Source organism: Chitinophaga sp. SYP-B3965 (assembly GCF_009647655.1).
GTDB lineage: Bacteria > Bacteroidota > Bacteroidia > Chitinophagales > Chitinophagaceae > Chitinophaga.
Genome location: NZ_WJFD01000001.1, coordinates 2,562,574 through 2,584,966, shown reverse-complemented (window position 1 = coordinate 2,584,966; position 22,393 = coordinate 2,562,574). Strand labels below are relative to the sequence as shown.

The window sequence follows — 22,393 nt, the reverse complement described above, 5'->3', positions numbered from 1 at the left end:
TGTAAAATAATAGAATTATTTTGTTCTGCTGTATAACAACGGGTTCTGTTTATCATCGTTCAGGAGGTCGCCTGTCTTCAGACGGGCCACCTGTTCATCATTCAATATATTCTGTATGCCATTAAAAGTATTACCATCCGGCATGTAAGCACAGGTCATAGCACGGCGGTAACCGGGTGTCATGTTTGCATGTGCACCATGAATAGTAAGGCCGTTGTGAAAAGAACAGCTGCCTGCTTTCATGGGAGCAGCTACGGCACGGGTGGTTTTAAATTCAGGATATACGGAAAAGATGGCGCCCATATTTTTTCCAATACCGGGATTTTCAAACGTTGTTTTGAGATGAGAGCCGGGAATAAAAAAGAGGCAACCGTTTTCCAGTGTGGCATCATCCAGTGCTACCCATATAGATAATGCACGGCGGTCTGTGAAAGACCAGTAAGGTGTATCAAGGTGCCAGGAGGTAGGATTGGCCCAGGGCTTTTTAACCAACGCCTGATCATGCCAGATCCTTATACCATCTGCACCTGAAAGTTCTGCTGCCATTTTCCCGATCCGGGCATCCAGCATGATGTCTTTTATTTTTTCATTATCCTGCCAGAGATTGATCATCTGGTCAAAAACATTGTCGTAGTAAGATTTATCTGCATCATCACCTTTTCCGTATACTTCTTTCCTGTCTGGCATTTTATTGCCATTGCGTTTAGCGAGTGCTTCCGTCAGGGCTTCTCTCCAGAATGCCAGATCATCCGGGCTCAGGAAATCTTCGATCACCAGGAATCCGTCCTGCTGGTATTGAGAGATTTGGGTTTGAGAAAGTTCATGTTTCATGTTGTATCAGTTTATACTTCAAAGAAAGCAGATAAACGAACAGGTGAACATGGAGGAAATAGGAATTTGTTTGTACTTTATGATAAAACGGTACTGTTTTTTGACCAGTTAAATTGACGTTTAAAACAAAGTAAATTGACGTTTTAAACAAAATGGGTTTGTGGCCGGCGAAGTAGCTTTGTCTTGTAAAAAATCATAAAAATGAATTTGCAAGACAATTACAACGGCGCCTTACAACAACCCACCTATTCCGGGTTTGGTGCAACATCCACTGTTCATGATGTTATAAAAGGAATTGACCTTCAGGGTAAAACAGCTATCGTTACCGGCGGTTATGCAGGTATAGGGCTAGAAACTGTTAAAGCTTTTGTTGCTGCAGGTGCAAAAGTGATCGTGCCGGCGCGGGATGTCCGGAAAGCTACCAACAATTTACAGGGGGTAAATAACGTAACCATTGAAGAAATGGACCTGATGGACCCTGCATCTATCGATCGCTTTGCAGAAAGGTTCCTGGCTGCGCACGACAGGCTCCACATCCTGGTGAACAATGCAGGTATTATGTGGGTTCCCTTGCAACGTGATAAACGGGGTTATGAATCTCAGCTTGCTACTAACCACCTGGGGCACTTTCAGTTAACGGCAAAACTCTGGCCGGCATTACAGAAGGCAAAAGGTGCGCGGGTGGTGAATGTATCTTCCTACGGTCACCAAATGGCGCCGTTCAATTTTGAAGATCCTAATTTTACCAACCGGGCATATGAAACATTGCAAGGGTATGGCCAATCCAAAACAGCTAATAACCTCTTTACAGTAGAACTGGACCATCGTGGTAAAGCTTTTGGCGTACGGGCTTTCTCTGTGCACCCAGGATCAGTAAATGGTACAGACCTGGGGCGTGTTGCTCCGATGGCTCTATTCCAGCAAATGGGTACCCACGATGAAAACGGAAATATAAAGCCAGACGTGGCGGCCAAACTCAAAAACGTTGAGCAGGGTGCTTCCACATCCGTATGGTGTGCTACGAATGCTGCGCTAAATGGTATTGGAGGAGTGTATTGTGAGAATACAGACGTTGCCGAACTGGATGAAGGTAATATCCCGCATAACTACGATGACCCGTTATCGCTGCGTGGTGTACAGCCTTATTCGGTAGATGCTCATAATGCGCAGAAATTATGGACCTTAACGGAAGAAATGACCGGTATTTCCTTCCCGGTTAACTAAATTTGTTGTACGATGGAATTTGAAACGAAATATATCACTCCTGATATTAAGCTCTCTGAGTTTAAAGGAAAGTCCTTTAAAACAGAAGTAACGTTTGAGCATCACATGCTGATCTGGTTCATATCAGGCGAAACAAAGATCATACAGGCGGAAGAAACTTATACTTTCAGAGCAGGTGATATATTTCTCATTCCACGTAACCAGCTGACCACGGTTATCAGCTGCCCTAAGGATGGGTTGCCGCATAAGTCGGTGGCTATGCACCTAACACCGGAAAAGCTAAAAGATTTCTATTCCAGGCATAAGGTGAAGAGCAGCGTACAACCAATTGATAAAGTATATGTTTTTACAAAACATCCGCTCCTTCAAAGCTGCTTCGTATCATTGATCCCTTATTTTGATCTGGGCGAGGATCTGCCTCCTGATATAGCAGATATCAAAATAGAAGAAGCCATCAGCATCATAAGGGCCATTGACAAGAACATAGATGGCCTGCTGGCTAACTTTGATGAGCCGGGAAAAATAAGCCTGAAGGATTTTATGGAACGCCACTATATGTTCAACATGCCCTTAGACAGGTTCAGTTATCTGACCGGCCGCAGCCTGGCTACTTTCAGGAGAGACTTCCAAAAGATCTATCATACCACCCCGCAAAAATGGCTGACGGAAAAGCGGCTGGAACTGGCGCATTATCATATTGCAGAAAAGCAGCGGAAGCCTAATGATGTGTACTTTGAAGTAGGCTTTGAAAATCTGTCTCACTTTTCGCATGCGTTTAAGAACCATTTTGGGTATCCGCCAAATAAATTAATTATTCCGTCCGCAAACTCCTGATGGGGTTTACCAGCGCTGCTCTGATGGCCTGGTAACTGATAGTTACAAAAGCGATCATTACAGTGGCGAGGCCGGTGGTTGCAAATATCCACCAGGACAATGTTGTCCGGTAAGCGAATCCCTCTAACCACTGATGCATACCTAGCCATGCAATCGGCATCGCCACCAGGAATGCTATTAATACCAGCTTTAGGAAGTCTGAGGATAACAATAGCGTGATGCTCGCGGCACTGGCGCCCATTGCTTTCCGTATGCCCACTTCTTTTGTGCGTTGGATGGTACTGTAGGAAGCCAGTCCTAATAAACCAAGGCAGGAGATGAATATGGTAAGGATCGCAAAATTCAGAAACAGGTTCCCGAATTGTTCTTCTGAACGATATTGCTCATTAAAGTCTTCATCCAGGAAAAAGTAACTGAAGGGCTGAGAGGGAATGATCCTGTTCCATTTACTTTCAATGGCGGCAATAGTAGCAGGGAGATCTTTGGTATTTACATGAATGGAAAGCAAGTTACTGCTTTGCGTTTGTATGCGCATACTGAGGGGCTTGATCTCGTCCTGCAAAGAGGTGAAGTTGAAGTCTTTCACTACGCCTATGATCATACCTTCACTTCCCCATTGGGAAAAACGTTTGCCAATAGCTTCCTGGGGAGAAGCATAACCAAATAGCCTTGCTGCCTTTTCGTTCAGCACGATCGCTTGCGTGGAATCAGTACTGATCTTGTTAGAGAAAGTACGGCCTGCTGCCATCCTGAGTTTATACTGCTCCAGGTAGCCAAAGTCTACGAAGTTCAATTCAAGGGTGGCTGGCTGCATTTCTCCTTTTGTATTTTCAACTTTAGTAGCGGCGCCGTAAGTACCTCTGCCTGGTACACTCATGGAAAATGAGGTGGATAATACATTAGGGAGAGAAGCTACCTCTTGCCGGAGCGCCCATTTATTATCGTCACCCCTGGTCTCCACTACCATCATTTGCTCTTTGGTGAAGCCTAGGTCATGGCTGCGCATATGGTTTAACTGCATATACACCACGATGGTGCCGATGATCAGTGTAATAGAAAAAGCGAACTGGGTGACTACGAGTACTTTTCTTAGTTGCAGCCCTCTCGTTCCGGTACTAAAACGGCCCTTTAAGGAAACGATCGGGTTAAAGGAGGACAAGATGAGGGCAGGGTACAGGCCTGCCAGCAGGCCGACGCTCAATGCTATTCCAAATAATGCCAGCACGTAAACCGGATGACTGAAAATACCTGTGCTGATCGTTTTGCCGGCCATCTGGTTGAACAAAGGCAATAACACGGAACATAATGGTAGCGCTATTACAAATGAGATCAAACTGATCAGCAGGGATTCTCCGAGGAATTGTCTGGCAAGCTGGAACCTTTCTGCTCCTACTACTTTTCGTATGCCTACTTCTTTTGCCCGTTCTGCAGAGCGGGCGGTGGTGAGATTAATGAAATTAATGGCTGCGATCAGGAGTATAAACACAGCCACAATAGAAAATATATACACATTATTGATGTTGCCTTTCACAAAGCCACTGCGGTCAGACTTTAAATAAACATCTCTCAGCGGTTCCAGTTTCAGGGTAACTTTTTCCTGGTCTCTCTTTAATTCTTCGCCCAAATGTTTGTCTATGAAGGCCGGTAATTTTGCTTCCAGGGTTTTTGCATGCGTGTGTGGTTCCAGCAGCAGGTAAGAGTACAACACGTAACTTCTCCAGCGGTAGTCCATGCTGTCGTTGAATTGCTTTGCCATGGTGGAAAGCGAAACAAACATATCCGCCTTTATTGATGAGTTTTCGGGGATATCTTTCATGATACCTGTTACCGTGGCGCTGAGATTATCCGTAGTAAAGATGAGGGTTTGGCCAAGCGGATCGGCGTTCCCAAAGTATTTTTTAGCTGTTGTTTCTGAAAGCACAATGCTCAACGGGTCCTTTAACATCGTTTCCCGGTTGCCGGCAATCAGTGGAAGGTCGAATATCTTGAACAAAGTGGAGTCTGCAAATACGGTATTGCTTTCCTGGAACTTTGTGTCTCCTTTCCTGACCAGTACCCCTCCCTTGTATAGCCTGGTAAAAGAAGCTACTTCCGGGAAGTCTGTTTTTATATGAATAGCCACCGGCGCAGCAGTGCTTGCCCAGTGAAGGGTTTCTGACCTGGATTCCAGATCGGAGACAACCCTGTAAATGCGGTCTGCCTTTGTATTGAACGAATCGTAACTGGTTTCAAAGCGAACATATAGAAAGATGAGGAAAAAGACAGCTAAACCTACTGAAAGGCCAAGGATATTGAGGAAAGTGAAGCCTTTGTGTCTCCAAAGGTTCCTGCAGGCAATCTTGAAGTAGTTTTTAAACATAAGCTTATTTGAAGTATACCGGGCTTAGGGGCTGCCAAGAAAATGCCAAATTGATATCCTGTTGTAAATCAGAGGGGTATGTTTTGGGAATTCTTTCAACTTGTCCGGTTTTGATACAGGGGTTGTTCATTTATGGGATTGTATAATTTTATATTATGTTTGTGCCATAACCTATCACCTATGGCTACAGGCATTAATACAAAGTGGGTACAAGAACGATATGAAAAGATGTCAAATCAGGAGTTAATTCAAACCGTAACACAAGATGCGGCAGGGCTCACTCCGGAAGCATTGGAAATCGTAAAGGCGGAATTGAAAAGGCGGAACTTAAGCCATTCTCTGGCCGATGCTTTAGACGTTCAGAATAAAACCTATACCATCCAGGAGATCGATAAATACTGCGATGCTATCAGAGAATTGGATTGCCCGATCTGCAACACATCGACAAGCAAACTAAATGCAACGCTTACTGCGGAAGTTGTTAGTATCATTGTTGTTACCAATTTTACGAAAAAGATCAGGATTGGTTGTCCCGGGTGCCTTGATAATGCAAATACTGCGGCAGCGGCAAAGTCAGCTGTATTAGGATGGTGGGGATTTCCATGGGGAATAATAAGGACCATTCAGGCGATTGTGATCAATCTCAAAAACAGGAAAAGTAATCACATGGATACACCAAATGATTACTTAAGAAGTTTTGCATTATCCAGGATAGGAGAGCTGGAAGCTTATAAAGGTGATAAGGCAAAGCTCCGGCGTGTTATCGAAAATGGCCTGTAATAAGCTCATGCAGGCATCATTTCTTCTTTTTCACCGGGCAGGTGAGAATAAAAAGGAGAAGCAGCTGCAAACCTCACTGTGATCTTTGTACCCTCATCACTGGTAAAATCAATCCGGCCGTTAATGTCTTCACTCAAACCTTTCATCAACTCCACACCCAGTGAATTAAGGGTTTGATCCTTGATGTTCTTATCAATGCCGATACCATTATCCGCAATCTCCAATACTATTTCTCCTGCTTCATGGTACATGATCACCTCTATGGTGCCTTTGCGGTTGCCGGGGAAAGCATATTTGATGGAATTGGTAACTGCTTCATTGAGGATGAGCCCGATTGGAATAGCTACAGATATATCCAGTGACACGGGTTCAACTTCCGTCCGGAAATAGATCTTATCTGTGATCCCAAAGCTGTCTTTAAGATATTGAACGAATTCCGGCAGATATTGATTCATTTCAATGGTCTTCACATCTTCCACCTGGTAAAGTTTTTGGTGTATCAGGGACATTGCGTAAATTCTGTGCTGGCTGCTTTCAATGGCTTTGAGTGCATCATTTTCCAGGAACGCGGCCTGGGATTCCAGCAGGCAGATAACGGTATGCAGGTTGTTCTTAACGCGGTGATGCACTTCTTTCAGCAGCCACTCCTTTTCTTTCAGCAGGCGTTGCAATTGTGTATTCTGTATAGTAACCAGCTGGTTGGCACGTTGCTTTTGACGGTACTGCCTGTATAACAGCCCTGCTAGTGCCAGGAGCAAGAGGGTAGCGGTTATGCTGATATTACGGATGAAATGTGCCTGCCGTACGTTAGCCTGCTGCAGGCGATCCGTCTGTTCCAATGTTTTTATCTCTTCGTCCTTTTGCAGGATGGCCTGTTCTTTCTTCTCTGTTTCGTATTGCACCTGCAATTGATGGAATTGACGACTTTTAACGACATTGGAAATAGAATCGTTGAGCGCTGTGTATTGGCGGTGATGTTCTAATGCTGCCTGGTAATTACCGGCGGCTGAGTCAACCTGGTACTGCAGCCAGCGGATGTCCCGCCGGTTGTTGGCAACGTAAAACTGGTTGCCGGAAAAAGCATTGATCTTCGCAGCTGTGGCGACGTAGGGGGCTGCTGCCGCGTAACGATGCTGCTTCACATAAAAGCGGGCTATTTTATAGTAGGCTTCTGCTCCGGACACACTTAAGGGCCGCGGGAACATTTCCCTGGCCTTGAATTCCTGCGCTTGTTTGTCCAGCGCTACCATCTCCTGGTAATATTGCGCTGCTTGTACCGGCCTGTTGAGTGCGGCATAAATATCTCCTTTGGCTGCAGCAATGGATTCCTGGTGATCTGGATTCTCCGGTGGATTTTTAGCCTCAAAATCCTTGATATAGGCAAGTGCTTTTTCTGCTTGTCCAAGCTGGATATATTGCTCTGCTGTTTTCCTGCCTATGAGGTAGAGGTAATATCCCCTGGCTTTTTTGGTGTCCAGGAGATACGACAATGCTTTTTGATGCTGCCCGTCTTCCGCATAGATAAGACCAATGAGCAAATTGAGATTGGGGTTGGTGTTTGAATTGGATTCCCGCAGGTCCTTTTCTATGATCAGCAGCGCCTTGAGTGCTTCGTCGATATCGCCGGTTGCATAATTGATCCAGCCAAGCATGTAGTAGACATTGGCGGATATGTTTTTAATGCCTGTTTGTTTACGCCATTCAAGGACTTGCATAATTTGGGCTTTGGCTGTATCGAAATTAGAATGGTTCATGTTAACAGCTGCTATGTCCTGCAGTACGTATATAAGGTTCAGCGTATCTTTCAACTGGCGGTACAATGTGAGTGCATTGCCGTGGGCCCACATTTGATCTTTGAAGGTACTATCGGTGTCCGGCATGTACTTGCCCAGTTCAGACCAGATATGCGCTTCTTTTGAGACTTCTTTGGTCTGCTGCAGATCATGGATGATGGTGAGGAATGCTTCTTTCGCTTTTGGCAGTTGATCTGATGCAAAATGATATTTGCCAAGTGCTATGAGGCTTTCGTGTTTCCAGGTGGCGGATCTGATTGCTTCGGCAGCCTTCAGCGCCCGGGTGAAATAACCGAAAGCGGTATCCAGCACAGGCTTTTTCAATCCGGGCTTGTACAGATAGCTTTCTCCTATGAGTATGAGCAAATGGACGTGTTCTTCTTTACTTACCTGCGGGAGGAGACTTATTGCCTTGTCTACTTCGCCATACTTGCTATAGGCTTTGCACAGGAGGGTGGTGGCCTCAATATATCCTTTCTCATATTTCAACTGGCGGGCGAGCGTAAAAGAGCGATTGGCGTAGCTGATAACGCTATCGTAAATGAACTCCTTGCGCCAGTGGAAATCAGCGAGGGCATAAAGGGCATGTACCCTGGCCGTATCCTGCGCCGTTCCGCCCAGACGCTGGAACAGTTCTGCTTTAGGATCGGGGGCAGCGGGTTTGGGTTGCCTTGCGGAAACAGTGATATGCAGGGCCAGGGAGGCCATAATAAGAAAAAGTGCTCGATACATGGCTGTGTTGCTTACAAGAGTAGGGGGTAAAAATAGAAACAATTGTCAAATTTACACGTGATTTAATGTATATATTGTGTGCATGGACCATAAAAAAGCCTTCTTGCTATCCGCATTATTCGCTGTGAATTTCCTGCCGCTTTTTTCACAAAACCGCGAGGTACCGGTCAGGGAAAATGTTCCTTTGGATTCCATCCGCCTCAGCGATCCTTTTATCCTGGCAGATAAGAACACGTCCATGTATTACATGACGGGCACAGGAGGCATGTTATGGAAAAGCAGGGACCTGCAAAAATGGACAGGTCCTTTCAAAGTAGTAAAGCCGGATACCACCTCCTGGATGGGTAGCCATCCAATGATCTGGGCAGCGGAGATCCACTATTATAAAGGCAAATATTATTACTTCGCCACCTTCACAAACAGGGATGTAAAAATTGACACCGTCAGGGGAAATGTTATCGAACGCCGTGCCTGCCACGTATTGGTGAGCGATAAACCGGATGGCCCTTATATGCCTATGGCGGATCCCACGTACCTGCCCGCTAACATGCCAACCCTGGATGGCACACTGTGGGTGGATAAAGATGGCAAACCTTACATGGTGTATTGTTATGAGTGGCTGCAAAACTGGAATGGTACCATCGAAAAGATAGCATTGAAACCCGATCTGAGCGGATCTGTTGGAAAAGCAAAACTCCTTTTCAGGGCTAGTGATTCCCCCTGGAGCAAAGAGCGCAACAAAGACGGTAATATCATTCCCAATAAAGTAACTGACGGCCCCTGGTTGTTCCGTACGCAATCCGGCAGGTTGGGTATGTTATGGACAAGCTGGATTTTCAATGTATATACACAGGGCGTTGCTTATTCTGAAAGCGGCACATTAGATGGGCCCTGGATACAGGAAAAGGAACCTATAACACCTCCCAATTATGGACATGGCATGTTGTTCCGTACCTTTGAAGGGAAGTTGCTCATGTCCCTGCATAGCCATAAGGAAGGGCAAAATGGCCGTAGCATACGTTATCCGCATTTATTTGAAGTGGATGATGCAGGGGATAGGATCACCGTTAATGTGACATTGACTTCAGGCCAACAATAGACCCTATCAATGTTGCTATAAAGAATAACCTCCAGAAGTTCACACTTTCATTAAACACAAAGATACCTATCAGAACAGTGCCCACGGCACCTATACCTGTCCATACTGCATAAGCAGTTCCCAGAGGCAGGGTTTGGACTGCTTTCATCAATAAAAGCATACTCGCTACCAGTGAAAAGAAGAAGGCTCCATACCACAGATACATTTCCAGCCCTGTTGTTGTTTTGGCCTTTCCCAGGCAGGAGGTAAAAGCTACCTCAAATAAACCAGCGATAATTAAAATGATCCAGTTCACGATTTATAAATTTTATACCTGCAAGTTCGTAAGGGGGAGGCTGGGAAAACTTATCAAATGATAAGAAATGGCGTATTATTTAAGTTCAGACCGTATCCTGCTCAGGGATACCGGGGTGATGCCGAGGTAAGATGCTATATGTACCAATTGCACTCTTTGCAATAGATCAGGATCGTTATTGATTAATTCTTTATAGCGTTCCAATGCGGTTTTGCATTGCCTGAAGATAAATCTTTCTTCAACTTTTATCAATTCCTGTTCTGCAAATTTCCTTCCCCAATTGGCTATATGTATATCGGTATTGTAGAGTTGTTTCAGATCTTCCGTTTGTATTTCATAAAGCTCGCATGGTTCCAGCGATTCGATGGTTTCGTATCCTTTTTGGTTTTCTACGTAGCTCTTCATGGAAAGAACAGCGTCTCCTTCCTTCCCAAACCAGAATGTTATTTCTTCTTCTTCCGGATTGGCATAGGCCCGCACGATTCCTTTCTTAAGGAAATATACTTTTGAGGCTATTCTATTTACCTTAAATAGAATATGTGCCTTAGGACAGGTAATTTCATAGATCTTTTCTTTCAGCAGGTTTTTTGACTGATCGGGCAGGGGGTATATGTTGTTGAGTATGTTGTCAATATTCATATGCTCCATTAAAGAACGAATATACGTAGATAGCACCAAAGGGTTTTTAAAAGCGTATATTGAAGAAAAACTTTATAGAATGAAGCTGACCTGCGTTATCTTTTTATTTCTCTGTTCCACGGCTGCTTATGCCCAGCAGGCAGGCACTGTTAGTATAAGCGGAGAAGTAACTATCCCGGAAAAACTTAAGAAAGATAGTGTATGGGTGTGGATGTATATTACGCTGCCATTTACCGGCGAAAATAAGATCTATAAAACCCTGCTCGATCCCCATGGACGTTTTTCGCTGATGATGGACACACAAACGGATCTTACCAGATGTGCTGTAAGCACAGACATAGATAAGTATGATCAGGTGGCTTTTTTTTTAAAGAACGGCCGGGAAAATAAAATTTCATTGAGTTATAGCGATAGTGGAAGTATCAGTAAATTAAAGACCAGCGATAACCCTGGATTCACTGAAGAAGAACTTATTCAGAGCCAGAAGAAATTTACAGAAATGCTCGATTATATATCTGGTAAGCCGAGAGAAGCCTTGTATAATAAACCGTTTAGTGCTTATGTTGATCATTTAAATAACTATTTGCAGGTAAAACGGACCGTTCTAAACAAACCTCCCTTTTTATCTGAAAGGATGAAAGAGATCTTATTCAAGGATTATTCACTGGCGGAATACTATATGAGTGTATTCAATTACCATGCTAGTATGGTTATAAACTATATGAACACGAATGATCGTAAAATGCCGGATAGTTCGGAGATAAAGAAGCCTGTCCGGGAGGATTACTCGTTCCTTAAAGATCTGGACCTGAATAACCCATTATATCTGTATTGTTTTTCTTACCCCACCTTTACGCAGGAGTTGTTAAAGAATAGCGCATTAGATATTCCACGTATTCAGGACATGCCCATCCGTGAATGGACAAAAAATGTAAAGGAGATATTGGGGCATCTGATCGGCCTTGATCAGGGCTTGTTCTATGATATGCTGGCAAGCAATGCATATGCGGTGCAATTTGAGATTGAGCTGAGACCATTGACATTAAAGCAGATTGAAAACATCAAAAACTATTACAAGGGAGGGGATCTGGAGAAGATCCTGCTGCGAAGGAACGAGGAAGTAGTGGAGCAGGCCCGGTTAAAAAAGTCGGTTGTGATCAACACTACGCCAGACGTATCTCCTGAAGCATTAATGAGCGCTATTATTTCCAGGTATAAAGGGAAAACCGTTATTGTTGACTTTTGGGCAACGTGGTGTGCACCTTGCCTTGAAGCCATGAAAGAATCCAGGGACTTAAAAAAGCAACTCACAGGTAAAGATGCTGTGTTTATTTATATAAGCAGCCCCTCATCACCCAGGAAATTATGGGAAAGGGATATTCAGGGCATAGGAGGAGAACAGTACTACCTGACTGCAGAAGAGTGGAGGCATCTGATGAATAGCTTCAATTTTAGCGCCATACCCAGTTACCTGATATTTGATAAGAACGGTGTCCTAAAACAGCAATTTACAGAATACCCCGGGAACGAAGAGATGCAAAAGCGGATCGAAGCTGTATTGTAATTATTTAGTTTTTGCGTTCTTTAGTACAACATAAACGGAGAATACGAACACAATTGCGTAAATAATGGCTAACCACGTATTCTCAAATTTTAAATTTTTAAAGTCGAATTGCTTAAACAGTGTTACACCTAAAATGATTGCTACGATACTAAAAGTAAACGTTAGGGCTTTTTTCTTTTCCATATCTCTCAAAATTCGAGGAGAAAAATTTGTAAATCCCTACACCGGGGTGTAAATTTAGTCCTATAAAAGCTGCACATGAAGCACAACCCCGGTTCTAGCCTGCTGACCACCAACAAACTGGGTGTCATCACAGAAACCGACCAGCACTACCTGGAAGCGGTAAAGGCCTTTGCCCGCCTGAGTTACGAGAGCGTATACGTGATCGACTATAAGGATATGTCTTTCGAATACGTTTCAGAAAATCCACTTTTCCTATGTGGGTATAGTGCTGCCGAGGTATTGCAACTGGGTTATGAATTTTACTTCCGGCAGGTCCCGCCCCAGGACCTGGAATTATTAACGCAGCTCAATGAAGCAGGCTTTGATTTCTACGCGCAACTTCCCGTGGAGGAGCGTACACTTTACAGTATTACCTATGATTTTCACCTGCTTCATAAAAACGGGAAGCAAATCCTCATCAATCATAAACTAACCCCGCTCTTCCTGACGCCAGAGGGAAAGATGTGGAAGTCTATGTGTGTAGTATCCTTATCGCGGCAGCAGGCCGCAGGGAATGTGCGCATTTACAAACAAGGGAGCAACGAGGTGTGGGAGCTATTGAACGGGAAAAAGATTTGGCAAAAGTTGGTAAAACCTTCGCTCACGGAAAGGGAGCTGGAGGTTTTGCGGTTACATGCCCAGGGGTTTTCAATCGATCAGATTGCGGAGAAGTTGTTTGTAGCGCCGGACACGGTGAAATATTACCGTAGAAGGATCTTTGAGCGGCTGGAGGTGAGCAATGTGATGGATGCGTTGTCTTTTGCGGTGGGAAGTAAGTTGATTTGAGGGTGTCAGGTTGCGCAAATAATGCTAATTTAGCTGTATTGCAAAAAACTTCACAACCATGATTTATAATATCTTAAACGGCGACGCTCTTGCTTACAGTTTCCCGGACGCGAAAATTGAAGGAGAGGTAATAGTTGTTAGAGAAGGTCTTATAGATGGAGATCTGTCAGGCGACAATCTGCATGACTTTTGGCAATCAAGAGCAAAGTATGTGGGATTAACAGAAAGGGAATACCATAGTAAAGTTGTAGAAGAGTTTGAAAAAATAAGGAATGCGCCTGATAATTCAGCGTTTAATCTTTGGTTTGAGTATGACTTGTTTTGCCAGGTAAATATGTGGTTTGTTATTTCAGTTATCAATAGTTTGCCAATAAAGAAAAAAGTTTTTGCTGTTTATACTTCTTATTTAGACAAAACCAATAAACAATTTTGGAATGGCTTTGGACCAGCAAATTCAGATGAACTTAAAGTTTGTTATGCAAATAAAGTTCCTTTAAGTGAAGCCGACATCAATTTAGGGAAAGCCTTGTGGGAGGCATACAAAAATGGCAATCTTGAAGAGTTGACAGATCTTTCAAAGAATCAATCTGTAGCTTTTCCGTATTTACAAGAAGTAGTAAAGGCGCATGTTGACCGTTTTCCAAAAGATGGCACAAAAGGAAGACCTGAAAAAGTTATTGAAGACATCGTAAAAAATATTTCTACTGACTTTCAGGAAGTGTTCAAAGAATTTTGGAATAGAGAAAGCATTTATGGTTTTGGAGACACCCAGTTAAAAGATCTTTATGACAAAGTAATGCACTAGCGTAAAAAAAATAGGTGCCTGAGTTTCAGACACCTAATCTTCAAAAAGTGAACCGGATTGGATTCGAACCAATGACCTGCTGCTTAGAAGGCAGCTGCTCTATCCAGCTGAGCTACCGGTCCGGGAATAATCACTAACTTACCCCCGCAAGGATAAATTAATTTTTTATTGGGAGTGCAAATTTATATAATTTTCCATCAATAAATCAAATTTCCGTTGTTTCAAAGCTAATTAAATGGATGTAAAGATTGAACGCACCTGGAAAGAGGCACTTAAAGACGAATTCCAAAAAGCATATTTTGAACAGATCGTCATGTCCCTCAAACATGAAAAGGCCTCCGGAAAGACCATATACCCCCCCGGTAACCTGATCTTTAATGCATTCGATAAAACGCCCTTTGACAACGTAAAGGTAGTGATCCTGGGTCAGGACCCTTATCATGGCCCAGGCCAGGCCCATGGCCTTTGCTTCTCTGTGCAAAAGGGTGTTAAACCACCGCCTTCCCTGGTTAATATCTACAAGGAAATGAACACGGACCTCGGTATTCCCATTGCAGAAACCGGCGATCTCACCCCCTGGGCGGAAAACGGTGTACTGCTGTTAAATGCCATGTTGACAGTTAGAGCAGGGGAGCCAGCTTCTCACAGCAAAATAGGTTGGGAAAATTTTACAGATGCCGTGATAAAAAAGCTCTCAGATCAGAAAGAAGGCCTGGTTTTCATGCTTTGGGGCAAGTTTGCCCAGGATAAACAGATCTTGATAGACGCTACCAAACATTATATTTTAAAAGCAGCCCATCCTTCCCCCTTTAGTGTGGAAAAAGGATTTTACGGTTGCAGGCATTTTTCCAAGGCCAATGAGATACTGATGAAGCAGGGAAAAGAACCGGTTAACTGGCAACTATAAAATGATGAAATTGTTCAGGAACATCGCAGGTCGTGTTTTTGCAGTTTATGCACTGTTACTTTTTGTGATCACCCTGCTGATCGTACTTATACCTATCTGGATCTTCTCCTTTTTACCTGATCCTGCTAAGACACGCAACTTCCTCATCCTGGGCAGGGTGTGGATGAAGGTGTACATGAACCTCATCTTTTGCCCTGTTTATCATAAAGGGAAAAAATATTTTGAAAAGGGAAAGGTATACGTGGTAGTGTGCAACCACAATTCTTTTGTGGATGTACTAGTGGCTACACCGGGCATTCCGGGTACAAATAAGACCCTCGCCAAACATGAAATAGGGAAGGTGCCCATATTTGGTATGATGTACAAAATAGGGGGTATTATGGTGAACCGGAATGATGATGTGAGTCGCAAACAAAGCTTTGAACATATGCGCAATGCACTGAAGATGGGCATGCATATGGCTCTATTCCCGGAAGGCACCCGCAACCGTACGCCATTCCCTTTAAAGCGATTTTATGATGGGGCATTTGTGCTGGCTATTGAAACACAAACGCCCATTATGCCCTCTGTCATTTTCCATACCCGTAAAATACAGGTGCCCGGTAAATTCCTCTTCGCTATACCGCACCGTATTGAATACCATTTCCTGCCGCCTGTGGAAACAGCCGGATTAACGAAGGAAGATCTGCCGGTATTGAAAGAAAAGGTCTTTATGCTGATGTGGGATCATTACATGGCCAATGGAGGCGGAGAAGACCTTATAACACCTGCGTGATCCACCAGGTATTCCCAAACGGATCTCTTACACCCGCTGCACGTCCATAATCTTTGTTCATTGGTTCCTGGCGGGAAACAGCACCTGCTGCCATTGCTTTCTTATAAGTTTCGTCCGTATCCTTTACATATACAAATACAGACCCTGTTTCCGGAGGGTAGGCGGAAGTACTTTCTCCGAACATGACGATACTATCATCGATATTCACTTCTCCATGCATAATACCACCGTTATCATTGTGATGCACTGCGGCGACAGTGGCGTCAAATACGGTTGTCATAAAGGATAGGAATGCTGCGCCATCTTTTACCAGGAAATAAGGGCTTACTGCCATACATTAAGATTTTATGGAACAAAACTAACACAAGGAGCAGGCCATAAATTGGAGAAACACGACATTTTAGCTTTCCCGGTATTCTATCCCTTCAGGGCGCCCGGAGAAATACTGTCGTGGATGATATCCGGAGAATTCACGGAATTCATGAATAAAGTGGGATTGATCGTAATACCCGCATTGATAAGCTATTTCCGTCATGCTCAGCTGTTTGTTACCATATTCGGCCAGGGCACGCTGGAAGCGGATGATGCGGGTGAAGATCTTAGGAGAGAAACCACTGAACTCCTTGAACTTTCGCTCAAACTGCCTGGTAGAGAGGCAGATCTGTGAGGCCAGTGTGGCCACATTCACCTGTCCATGTACATGGATGATGTGTTTTACGGCCACATGCGCAGCCGTTTCTTCCTGTTTGCGTTTGTTCAGCAGTTTCTCCAGAAAAGCACTCATGATCTGCACTCGCCGCTGGTGGCTGGGAGCGGTCATGATCTGTTCTTCTAAAAAAGCTCCCTCAGCCCCCAGCACATCTGTTAATGCCGGCATCTGGTTACTAAAGGAGGAAGAAGCCAAACCAAAAAGCTGCGGTAATGCGGTAGGATAGAGGTAAGCCCCGAAGATCCCAAAACTGCCATGAGTAAGGAACCGACGGTGTTGATTGGTCTGTGCATGCACCATCGCGGGATGATAACTGTTGTCCCCAACCTCTGTGAAATCGCCTTTGTAATGGAAAACCATCTCGGCACAGCCATCTGCCATGGAACGATACACATAAGGTTCCCCTGCGGGTACGTCGTACTCGAACACCCAAAACATGCGTACATGCCGGGCCAGTGGCGGCGGAGGAGGAAAGGCAATATACACTTATATGAAGTTAGCCTACCTTTCAGTAATTATTTCAAAAAGTTTCAAAAGTTGGTGGAATTAGCCCGCTCTTTAAAAGAAGAAAACACCCTTGAAATACAATACAGTAGAGCAATGCAGCCGTTCTTCCTTAAACAGGGGAACATCTCCATAAGCGGTAAAATTTCCATCAAAAATCCAGAAATGTAATTTGTATTTTGCAGGGCAATCGAAAATCACGTTTACACTTAAATAAAACCATGGGAAAGAAAGAAAACCATTCTTCCAGGAGGTCCTTCATCAGGAACTCTGTGGGGGCGTTGGCTGCATTCACTATCGTACCCCGTCACGTATTGGGACGCGGTTACCTGGCACCCAGTGATACGCTTACAAAAGCGGTTATCGGCACAGGCGGCATGGGTCGCGGTCACTTTGAGTACGCAGGCACCAAAGTAGTAGCTATTTGTGATGTGGATAAAAGCCACATCCAGAAAGGGTTAGACGCTTTAGGCGAAAAAGCCAAAGGTGTTAAAACCTTTAGCGACTACCGGGAAGTGATCCAGCTGCCTGAAGTAGACATCGTTCACGTGGCTACCCCGCCGCACTGGCACGGCATTATTGCTGCGGATGCAGCACGCGCAGGTAAAGACATCTGGTGTGAAAAGCCCATGACGGCCACTATCGGCGAAGGCAAACGCCTCGTTGAAGCAGTGCAGCAGCATGGACGGATCTTCCGGCTCAATACCTGGTTCCGTTTCTCTGACAGATTTTATGGTATGGGCACTACAGTAGAGCCTATTAAGAAACTGGTGAACAGCGGCCTGCTCGGATGGCCGTTGAAGGTAACGGTGAGCAAACACACAGGCTTCGACTGGAAGTTCTACTGGGTAGGTAAAACCAACCTGGAACAACAATCCGTTCCAAAAGAACTGGATTACGACATGTGGCTCGGCCCTGCACCCTATAAACCTTATAACCCTCACCGTGTTCATGGCACTTTCAGAGGTTACTGGGATTATGATGGCGGTGGCCTGGGTGATATGGGTCAGCACTATCTTGACCCTGTTCAGTACTTCCTGGGTAAGGATGATACCAGCCCTGTTAAAGTGGAAATTGATGCACCACAGCAGCACTTTGACGCAGTAGGTACCTGGCGTAAGATCACGTATACTTATGCAGATGGCTGCCAGATCGTATTGGATGGTGCGGGCACTGAAACCAAAGCAGCTTATATAGAAGGCCCTAAAGGCAAGCTGTATCCTGGTTTCAAATCAGATATCCCGGACCTGGAAAAGAAATTGGCTGCATTCCCTGACCCTGCTCCGCAGGTAACAGACTTTGTGGGCGCCGTTAAGAACCGTCAGAAATTTGCACTGAACGAAGAGAATGGTCACCGCTCTGCTACTATCGTGAACATGGGTAAGATTGCATTGCAATTAGGCCGTGATCTTCAATTCGATCCGGTAAAACAGGAGTTCATTAACGATGAAGGCGCAAACAAACTGATCTTTCAGCCAATGCGCGGACCGTGGACCATCTAAAATTAATTAAAGCATGAAGAAGATCTTACTATTAATAGCTGTATGTTTTATCCAGCTCGCCGTAATGGCGCAGCCAAAACAGGATAACCGTGCCGCGCATACTAAAATTGCAGACCTGCTGGCACAGCAGCCTGCACAAAATAAAGCTGCCTTTAAAGCCAATATGGACGCGTTGTCTGATATGGGCGAAGATGGTATCACAGGCATGGTCGCTATGCTGGCTCTTCCCGGTAAAGGGGATAACACCGCGCTGGAATATGCACTGGCAGGTTATGCTTTTTATGTAACCCAACCCGGTAAAGAAAAACAACGCGCCGAAGCTGCCAAAGCATTTGGTAAAGCTTTGCAGCAGGAAGATAATAAAGAAGTGAAATCATCCTCTATCGCGTCATTCCTTATCGTGCAATTGCAACATGTGGGCAACGATGGCTCCGTGAGTGTACTGCAACCTTACCTGCTGGATGAGCGCCTGATGGATCCTGCTGCCCGCACACTGGTGAAGATCAATACACCTGCTGCACAGAAAGCTTTGCTTGCTGCATTGCCACAGGTGAATGGCCGTAACAAACAAACGCTGGTGGAAGTGATAGGAGATGGTCAGATAGCGGATGCCACACCGGCATTATTGCCGCTGCTGAACCAGCCTGATAAGATGCTCGCTAAAACAACATTGTATGCGCTGGCACATATTGCTGACCCTTCTGCCGCATCTGCATTAGCAGGCGCTGCTGCCAAAGCCGGTTATAAATATGATGAAACCAACGCCACCGCTTCGTACCTGTTGTATGCACAACAACTGCATGTAAAAGGACAAAGCGCTGCAGGTGCAAAGATTGCACAGACGTTACTGAAAGAAGCAAAAGGAGCAGACCAGGTGCATGTACGCACCGCTGCATTATACCTGCTCAACCAGATAGATGGCAGTAAGAACCTGCCCGTATTGCTCTCTGCAGTAAATGATCCGCAACCGGAATTCCGCGATGCCGCACTGAAATATGCAGGCACTTCGCTGGACCCTGCTGCTACTGCACTCTGGATCAAATCCCTGGCAAAAGCGAACACTGGTGGCAAAGCTGCTGTGATCACCATGCTGGGTAACAATAAAGCAACGGAAGCTGCACCTGTTATCATCAAAGCTCTCACGGATAAAGATGCCTGTGTAAGACTTGCGGCTATCAAAGCTGCAGGCCAGGCTGGCGGAACAAGCGCTATCCCTGCATTGCTGGCGGTGATGAAGAAAGGTGATGCAAAAGAAGTTGCTGCTGTACAAGGTGTATTGAAAACGATCAAGGGTGACGAAGTAGCGCAACAAGCTGCTGCTGCCATCCCTGGCATGCCTGCCGCTGCGCAGGTAGCGTTGATAGAAGTAGTAGCAGGCCGTAAAGCAGACAAGCAGGTTGCGCCGGTACTGGCACTCACCACCTCTTCTAATGAAAGTGTACGTTCCGCAGCCATCAATGGTTTGCAGGATATCGTAACAGCAGAGAACCTGCCTGCCTTATTCAAATTGTTATCTGCTGCAGAGAATGCAAAAGATATCAAAGCTTTACAGGCTGCGGTGATCAATACCGGCGCAGACGCGAAAGCGATCACTGCACAGATGGCACAGGAAGCACCTGCAAAGAAAGAACGGTACTATGCTGTTTTAGCTGGCATTGGTGGTGCTGATGCACTCACAGAAGTAAATGCAGCATTTGATAATGGCACGGCTTCTCAAAAGCAAGCTGCTGTTGCTGCCTTGAATGAATGGAAAGATGGCAGCGTAGCCAACACGCTCATTAAAATTGCACGCACGGATGCAACGTATCGCAATACAGCCCTGGCTGGTTATGTACGTTTGGCAAAAGCGGCAACTACTGCAGATCAGCGTTTGCTGATGCTTTCCAATGCGATGGAACTGGCACAGGATGCACGTTTGAAGAAAACCATCCTGCAACAAACAGAACAATGTAAAACATTCCCTGCGCTGATCTTCGCTGGTCAGTTCCTGGATGATGCTTCCGTACAACAGGATGCAGCAGTGGCTGTGATGAACATTGCACTGGCAGATAAAACTTACAGCGGTGCCATTGTTCGCGGCCTGTTAGATAAAACTTCTAAAACACTGAAAGGCGGCGATGCGGATTATCAACGCGAAGCTATCCGCAAATACCTCTCTGAAATGCCTGCCGGCGAAGGATTCGTATCCATGTTCAACGGTAAGGACCTCAGCGGCTGGAAAGGCCTCGTAGCTAATCCGATTAAACGTGCCAAGATGGATGCTGCTACCCTGAAAACAGAACAGGAGAAAGCAGATGTGAAAATGAAAGAAGGATGGAGCGCGAAAGATGGCCTGCTGGTTTTCGGCGGTCATGGTGATAACCTCTGCACAGAGAAGAAATATGGCGACTTTGAAATGTTTGTGGACTGGAAGATCACCAAAGACGGTGATGCCGGTATCTACCTGCGTGGTACACCACAGGTACAGATCTGGGATACAACCCGCAGAGATGTAGGTGCCCAGGTAGGATCAGGTGGTTTGTATAATAATGCAAAGAACGAAAGCAAACCCCTGAAAGTGGCAGACAATGCCATTGGTGAATGGAATAACTTCCGCATCATCATGAAGGGAGATCGTGTAACGGTTTACCTGAACGGAGAACTGGTAGTGAACAATGTAATGCTGGAAAACTACTGGGACCGCAAGCTGCCCATCTTCGCAGAAGAGCAGCTGGAGTTACAGGCGCATGGCACTTACGTAGCTTACCGTAATCTCTATGTGCGTGAGTTTGAAAAAGTAAAACCTTTCACACTCAGCGATGCAGAACAGAAAGAAGGGTACAAGATCCTCTTCGACGGTACTAACATGCACGAATGGACAGGTAACACCACCAGCTATATCATTGAGAATGGAGATATGGTGATCTATCCACAGAACGGTGGCGGCGGTAATCTTTATACTAAAGATGAATATGCCGACTTCGTTTACCGGATGGAATTCCAGCTCACTCCCGGTGCTAACAACGGCCTCGGTATCCGCGCTCCGCTCACAGGAGATGCTGCTTACCAGGGTATGGAATTACAGATCCTGGATAATGAAGCAGATATCTATAAGAACCTGCACGTTTACCAGTACCATGGTTCTGTGTATGGTGTGATCCCTGCCAAACGCGGTTTCCTCAAACCAACAGGGGAGTGGAACTATGAGCAGGTGACCGTGAAAGGCACCCACATCACTGTGGAACTGAACGGTACCGTAATTACAGACGGCGATATTGCTGAACCACGTGATAAAGGCACCCTGGATCATAAGGACCATCCCGGTCTGAAAAACACTACCGGGCACATTGGTTTCTTAGGTCATGGTTCCGTAGTACGTTTCAGGAACATTCGAATTAAAGACCTTACGAAGAAATAAATGCCCCCCTTTGGGGAGGAGAGGAGTGTACCATATTGGGGTACACTCCTTTTTTTTGTCGTATTTTTTCCACAGATAGCGGGAATGCCCCAATTCACCTTCAGCCGTGGTGTTCTTCCACCAGCAAGCGATCAGGAAAATCTTTATAGCCACCTGTAAACCTTTTAATTTCTGGTACGTTATATGAGTGACGTAACCCAAATCAACACCTCATGAAAACGATTACCATTATCGGTGGAATGACAGGAATCTTACTCGCAGTACTCGCTTATTTTGCAGAGATCCAAAACTGGATCGGCATGGAAGCAATTTTAACCGTAGGCTTTATTGGCTACGTGCTGATCATCACTGCGATTGCTTATTTCCTTTTATCCTGGATGTACAAAGGCAGCAAAAAGCTGGAAATGTTGTGATATTGATGTGTCATAGTGACAGGTACCCCACCTTAATACGGGATGGATACGGGATTGATACGGGATTGCTACGGGATTGATACGCTTAAGCTCCCTTTCAAACACCTTTTTGCATACTATTTTAACCCTCTTCACCAAGGGCGATCCTTCGGTTCACCTTCGCTTCAGGTTCGATTAAGCTTCGCTCAGCCCTAACCGGTAATATACTATCATAAAAAAAGAG

General features: G+C 45.1%; 19 protein-coding genes and 1 tRNA gene. 12 read left to right on the top strand and 8 right to left on the bottom strand.

Annotated features, from left to right (window positions below; translation table 11 throughout):
• Positions 1 to 15: 15 nt before the first annotated feature.
• On the bottom strand, positions 16 to 831 hold the full coding sequence (locus tag GFS24_RS10050; protein WP_153659431.1) for a phytanoyl-CoA dioxygenase family protein: 816 nt from the start codon (positions 829 to 831) through the stop codon (positions 16 to 18).
• Positions 832 to 1,032: 201 nt separating this feature from the next.
• Here GFS24_RS10050 and GFS24_RS10045 point away from each other — a divergent pair, with 201 nt between their 5' ends.
• A complete protein-coding gene (locus tag GFS24_RS10045) occupies positions 1,033 to 2,055 on the top strand; it encodes an SDR family NAD(P)-dependent oxidoreductase (protein ID WP_153659430.1) in 1,023 nt (340 codons plus the stop codon).
• A gap of 12 nt (positions 2,056 to 2,067) precedes the next feature.
• Complete coding sequence (locus tag GFS24_RS10040; protein ID WP_153659429.1) at positions 2,068 to 2,889, top strand: AraC family transcriptional regulator; 822 nt, start codon at positions 2,068 to 2,070, stop codon at positions 2,887 to 2,889.
• Here the strand turns inward: GFS24_RS10040 and GFS24_RS10035 are convergent.
• Entirely contained in the window at positions 2,867 to 5,248 is a 2,382-nt protein-coding gene (locus GFS24_RS10035; RefSeq protein ID WP_153659428.1) for an ABC transporter permease, read from the bottom strand. The two genes, GFS24_RS10040 and GFS24_RS10035, sit on opposite strands and share 23 nt — an antisense overlap.
• A 180-nt stretch (positions 5,249 to 5,428) precedes the next feature.
• On the opposite strand from GFS24_RS10035, the gene GFS24_RS10030 reads away from it, so the two are divergent.
• On the top strand, positions 5,429 to 6,028 hold the full coding sequence (locus tag GFS24_RS10030) for a hypothetical protein (RefSeq protein ID WP_153659427.1): 600 nt from the start codon (positions 5,429 to 5,431) through the stop codon (positions 6,026 to 6,028).
• A 5-nt stretch (positions 6,029 to 6,033) separates the two neighbouring features.
• Here the strand turns inward: GFS24_RS10030 and GFS24_RS10025 are convergent, their stop codons facing one another.
• Positions 6,034 to 8,553 carry a histidine kinase dimerization/phosphoacceptor domain -containing protein gene (locus GFS24_RS10025; protein ID WP_153659426.1) on the bottom strand — a complete coding sequence of 840 codons (2,520 nt, stop codon included), beginning with the start codon at positions 8,551 to 8,553 and terminating at the stop codon, positions 6,034 to 6,036.
• 82 nt (positions 8,554 to 8,635) lie between these two features.
• On the opposite strand from GFS24_RS10025, the gene GFS24_RS10020 reads away from it, so the two are divergent.
• Complete coding sequence (locus tag GFS24_RS10020) at positions 8,636 to 9,652, top strand: glycoside hydrolase family 43 protein (RefSeq protein WP_153659425.1); 1,017 nt, start codon at positions 8,636 to 8,638, stop codon at positions 9,650 to 9,652.
• Here the strand turns inward: GFS24_RS10020 and GFS24_RS10015 are convergent.
• A complete protein-coding gene (locus GFS24_RS10015) occupies positions 9,621 to 9,947 on the bottom strand; it encodes a multidrug efflux SMR transporter (RefSeq protein ID WP_371730301.1) in 327 nt (108 codons plus the stop codon). The genes GFS24_RS10020 and GFS24_RS10015 overlap by 32 nt on opposite strands.
• Before the next feature lie 75 nt (positions 9,948 to 10,022).
• Positions 10,023 to 10,586, bottom strand: coding sequence for a Crp/Fnr family transcriptional regulator (locus GFS24_RS10010; protein WP_153659424.1), 564 nt, complete (start codon positions 10,584 to 10,586; stop codon positions 10,023 to 10,025).
• 79 nt (positions 10,587 to 10,665) lie between these two features.
• Here GFS24_RS10010 and GFS24_RS10005 point away from each other — a divergent pair, with 79 nt between their 5' ends.
• From GFS24_RS10005 to GFS24_RS09995, 3 genes are all read left to right on the top strand, one after another.
• Positions 10,666 to 12,150 (top strand): TlpA disulfide reductase family protein, encoded by a 1,485-nt coding sequence (locus GFS24_RS10005; protein WP_173003034.1) that lies wholly within the window; start codon positions 10,666 to 10,668, stop codon positions 12,148 to 12,150.
• Positions 12,151 to 12,408: 258 nt separating this feature from the next.
• Positions 12,409 to 13,158, top strand: coding sequence for a response regulator transcription factor (locus GFS24_RS10000; protein WP_153659422.1), 750 nt, complete (start codon positions 12,409 to 12,411; stop codon positions 13,156 to 13,158).
• A gap of 58 nt (positions 13,159 to 13,216) precedes the next feature.
• The gene (locus tag GFS24_RS09995; protein WP_153659421.1) at positions 13,217 to 13,963 is read left to right on the top strand and encodes a DUF1835 domain-containing protein; all 747 of its coding nucleotides are present in this window, start codon (positions 13,217 to 13,219) and stop codon (positions 13,961 to 13,963) included.
• Positions 13,964 to 14,011: 48 nt separating this feature from the next.
• Here the strand turns inward: GFS24_RS09995 and GFS24_RS09990 are convergent.
• Positions 14,012 to 14,085 (bottom strand) — tRNA-Arg (locus tag GFS24_RS09990).
• A gap of 113 nt (positions 14,086 to 14,198) precedes the next feature.
• Between GFS24_RS09990 and ung the strand changes: the two genes are divergently transcribed.
• Both ung and GFS24_RS09980 read left to right on the top strand, forming a co-directional pair.
• Complete coding sequence (ung, locus tag GFS24_RS09985) at positions 14,199 to 14,870, top strand: uracil-DNA glycosylase (RefSeq protein WP_153659420.1); 672 nt, start codon at positions 14,199 to 14,201, stop codon at positions 14,868 to 14,870.
• 1 nt (position 14,871) lies between these two features.
• Positions 14,872 to 15,645 carry a 1-acyl-sn-glycerol-3-phosphate acyltransferase gene (locus GFS24_RS09980; protein WP_153659419.1) on the top strand — a complete coding sequence of 258 codons (774 nt, stop codon included), beginning with the start codon at positions 14,872 to 14,874 and terminating at the stop codon, positions 15,643 to 15,645.
• Here the strand turns inward: GFS24_RS09980 and GFS24_RS09975 are convergent.
• Both GFS24_RS09975 and GFS24_RS29420 read right to left on the bottom strand, forming a co-directional pair.
• Positions 15,629 to 15,979 (bottom strand): VOC family protein, encoded by a 351-nt coding sequence (locus GFS24_RS09975; RefSeq protein WP_153659418.1) that lies wholly within the window; start codon positions 15,977 to 15,979, stop codon positions 15,629 to 15,631. The genes GFS24_RS09980 and GFS24_RS09975 overlap by 17 nt on opposite strands.
• A 66-nt stretch (positions 15,980 to 16,045) precedes the next feature.
• Positions 16,046 to 16,840, bottom strand: coding sequence for a helix-turn-helix transcriptional regulator (locus tag GFS24_RS29420; RefSeq protein ID WP_216647382.1), 795 nt, complete (start codon positions 16,838 to 16,840; stop codon positions 16,046 to 16,048).
• Between the two features lie 239 nt (positions 16,841 to 17,079).
• Here GFS24_RS29420 and GFS24_RS09965 point away from each other — a divergent pair, with 239 nt between their 5' ends.
• The 3 genes from GFS24_RS09965 (at position 17,080) to GFS24_RS09955 (ending at position 22,170) form a co-directional block, all read left to right on the top strand.
• Positions 17,080 to 18,360, top strand: coding sequence for a Gfo/Idh/MocA family oxidoreductase (locus GFS24_RS09965; RefSeq protein WP_153659417.1), 1,281 nt, complete (start codon positions 17,080 to 17,082; stop codon positions 18,358 to 18,360).
• A gap of 13 nt (positions 18,361 to 18,373) precedes the next feature.
• Positions 18,374 to 21,757 (top strand): family 16 glycoside hydrolase, encoded by a 3,384-nt coding sequence (locus GFS24_RS09960; protein WP_153659416.1) that lies wholly within the window; start codon positions 18,374 to 18,376, stop codon positions 21,755 to 21,757.
• Positions 21,758 to 21,969: 212 nt separating this feature from the next.
• On the top strand, positions 21,970 to 22,170 hold the full coding sequence (locus GFS24_RS09955; RefSeq protein ID WP_153659415.1) for a hypothetical protein: 201 nt from the start codon (positions 21,970 to 21,972) through the stop codon (positions 22,168 to 22,170).
• Positions 22,171 to 22,393 lie beyond the last annotated feature (223 nt).

Excerpts from the sequence above, each read along its gene's own strand:
- GFS24_RS10050 (WP_153659431.1), bottom strand. The coding sequence starts at position 831 with ATGAAACATGAACTTTCTCAAACCCAAATCTCTCAATACCAGCAGGAC.
- GFS24_RS10045 (WP_153659430.1), top strand. The coding sequence starts at position 1,033 with ATGAATTTGCAAGACAATTACAACGGCGCCTTACAACAACCCACCTAT.
- GFS24_RS10040 (WP_153659429.1), top strand. The coding sequence starts at position 2,068 with ATGGAATTTGAAACGAAATATATCACTCCTGATATTAAGCTCTCTGAG.
- GFS24_RS10035 (WP_153659428.1), bottom strand. The coding sequence starts at position 5,248 with ATGTTTAAAAACTACTTCAAGATTGCCTGCAGGAACCTTTGGAGACAC.
- GFS24_RS10030 (WP_153659427.1), top strand. The coding sequence starts at position 5,429 with ATGGCTACAGGCATTAATACAAAGTGGGTACAAGAACGATATGAAAAG.
- GFS24_RS10025 (WP_153659426.1), bottom strand. The coding sequence starts at position 8,553 with ATGTATCGAGCACTTTTTCTTATTATGGCCTCCCTGGCCCTGCATATC.
- GFS24_RS10020 (WP_153659425.1), top strand. The coding sequence starts at position 8,636 with ATGGACCATAAAAAAGCCTTCTTGCTATCCGCATTATTCGCTGTGAAT.
- GFS24_RS10010 (WP_153659424.1), bottom strand. The coding sequence starts at position 10,586 with ATGAATATTGACAACATACTCAACAACATATACCCCCTGCCCGATCAG.
- GFS24_RS10005 (WP_173003034.1), top strand. The coding sequence starts at position 10,666 with ATGAAGCTGACCTGCGTTATCTTTTTATTTCTCTGTTCCACGGCTGCT.
- GFS24_RS10000 (WP_153659422.1), top strand. The coding sequence starts at position 12,409 with ATGAAGCACAACCCCGGTTCTAGCCTGCTGACCACCAACAAACTGGGT.
- GFS24_RS09995 (WP_153659421.1), top strand. The coding sequence starts at position 13,217 with ATGATTTATAATATCTTAAACGGCGACGCTCTTGCTTACAGTTTCCCG.
- ung (WP_153659420.1), top strand. The coding sequence starts at position 14,199 with ATGGATGTAAAGATTGAACGCACCTGGAAAGAGGCACTTAAAGACGAA.
- GFS24_RS09980 (WP_153659419.1), top strand. The coding sequence starts at position 14,872 with ATGATGAAATTGTTCAGGAACATCGCAGGTCGTGTTTTTGCAGTTTAT.
- GFS24_RS09975 (WP_153659418.1), bottom strand. The coding sequence starts at position 15,979 with ATGGCAGTAAGCCCTTATTTCCTGGTAAAAGATGGCGCAGCATTCCTA.
- GFS24_RS09965 (WP_153659417.1), top strand. The coding sequence starts at position 17,080 with ATGGGAAAGAAAGAAAACCATTCTTCCAGGAGGTCCTTCATCAGGAAC.
- GFS24_RS09960 (WP_153659416.1), top strand. The coding sequence starts at position 18,374 with ATGAAGAAGATCTTACTATTAATAGCTGTATGTTTTATCCAGCTCGCC.
- GFS24_RS09955 (WP_153659415.1), top strand. The coding sequence starts at position 21,970 with ATGAAAACGATTACCATTATCGGTGGAATGACAGGAATCTTACTCGCA.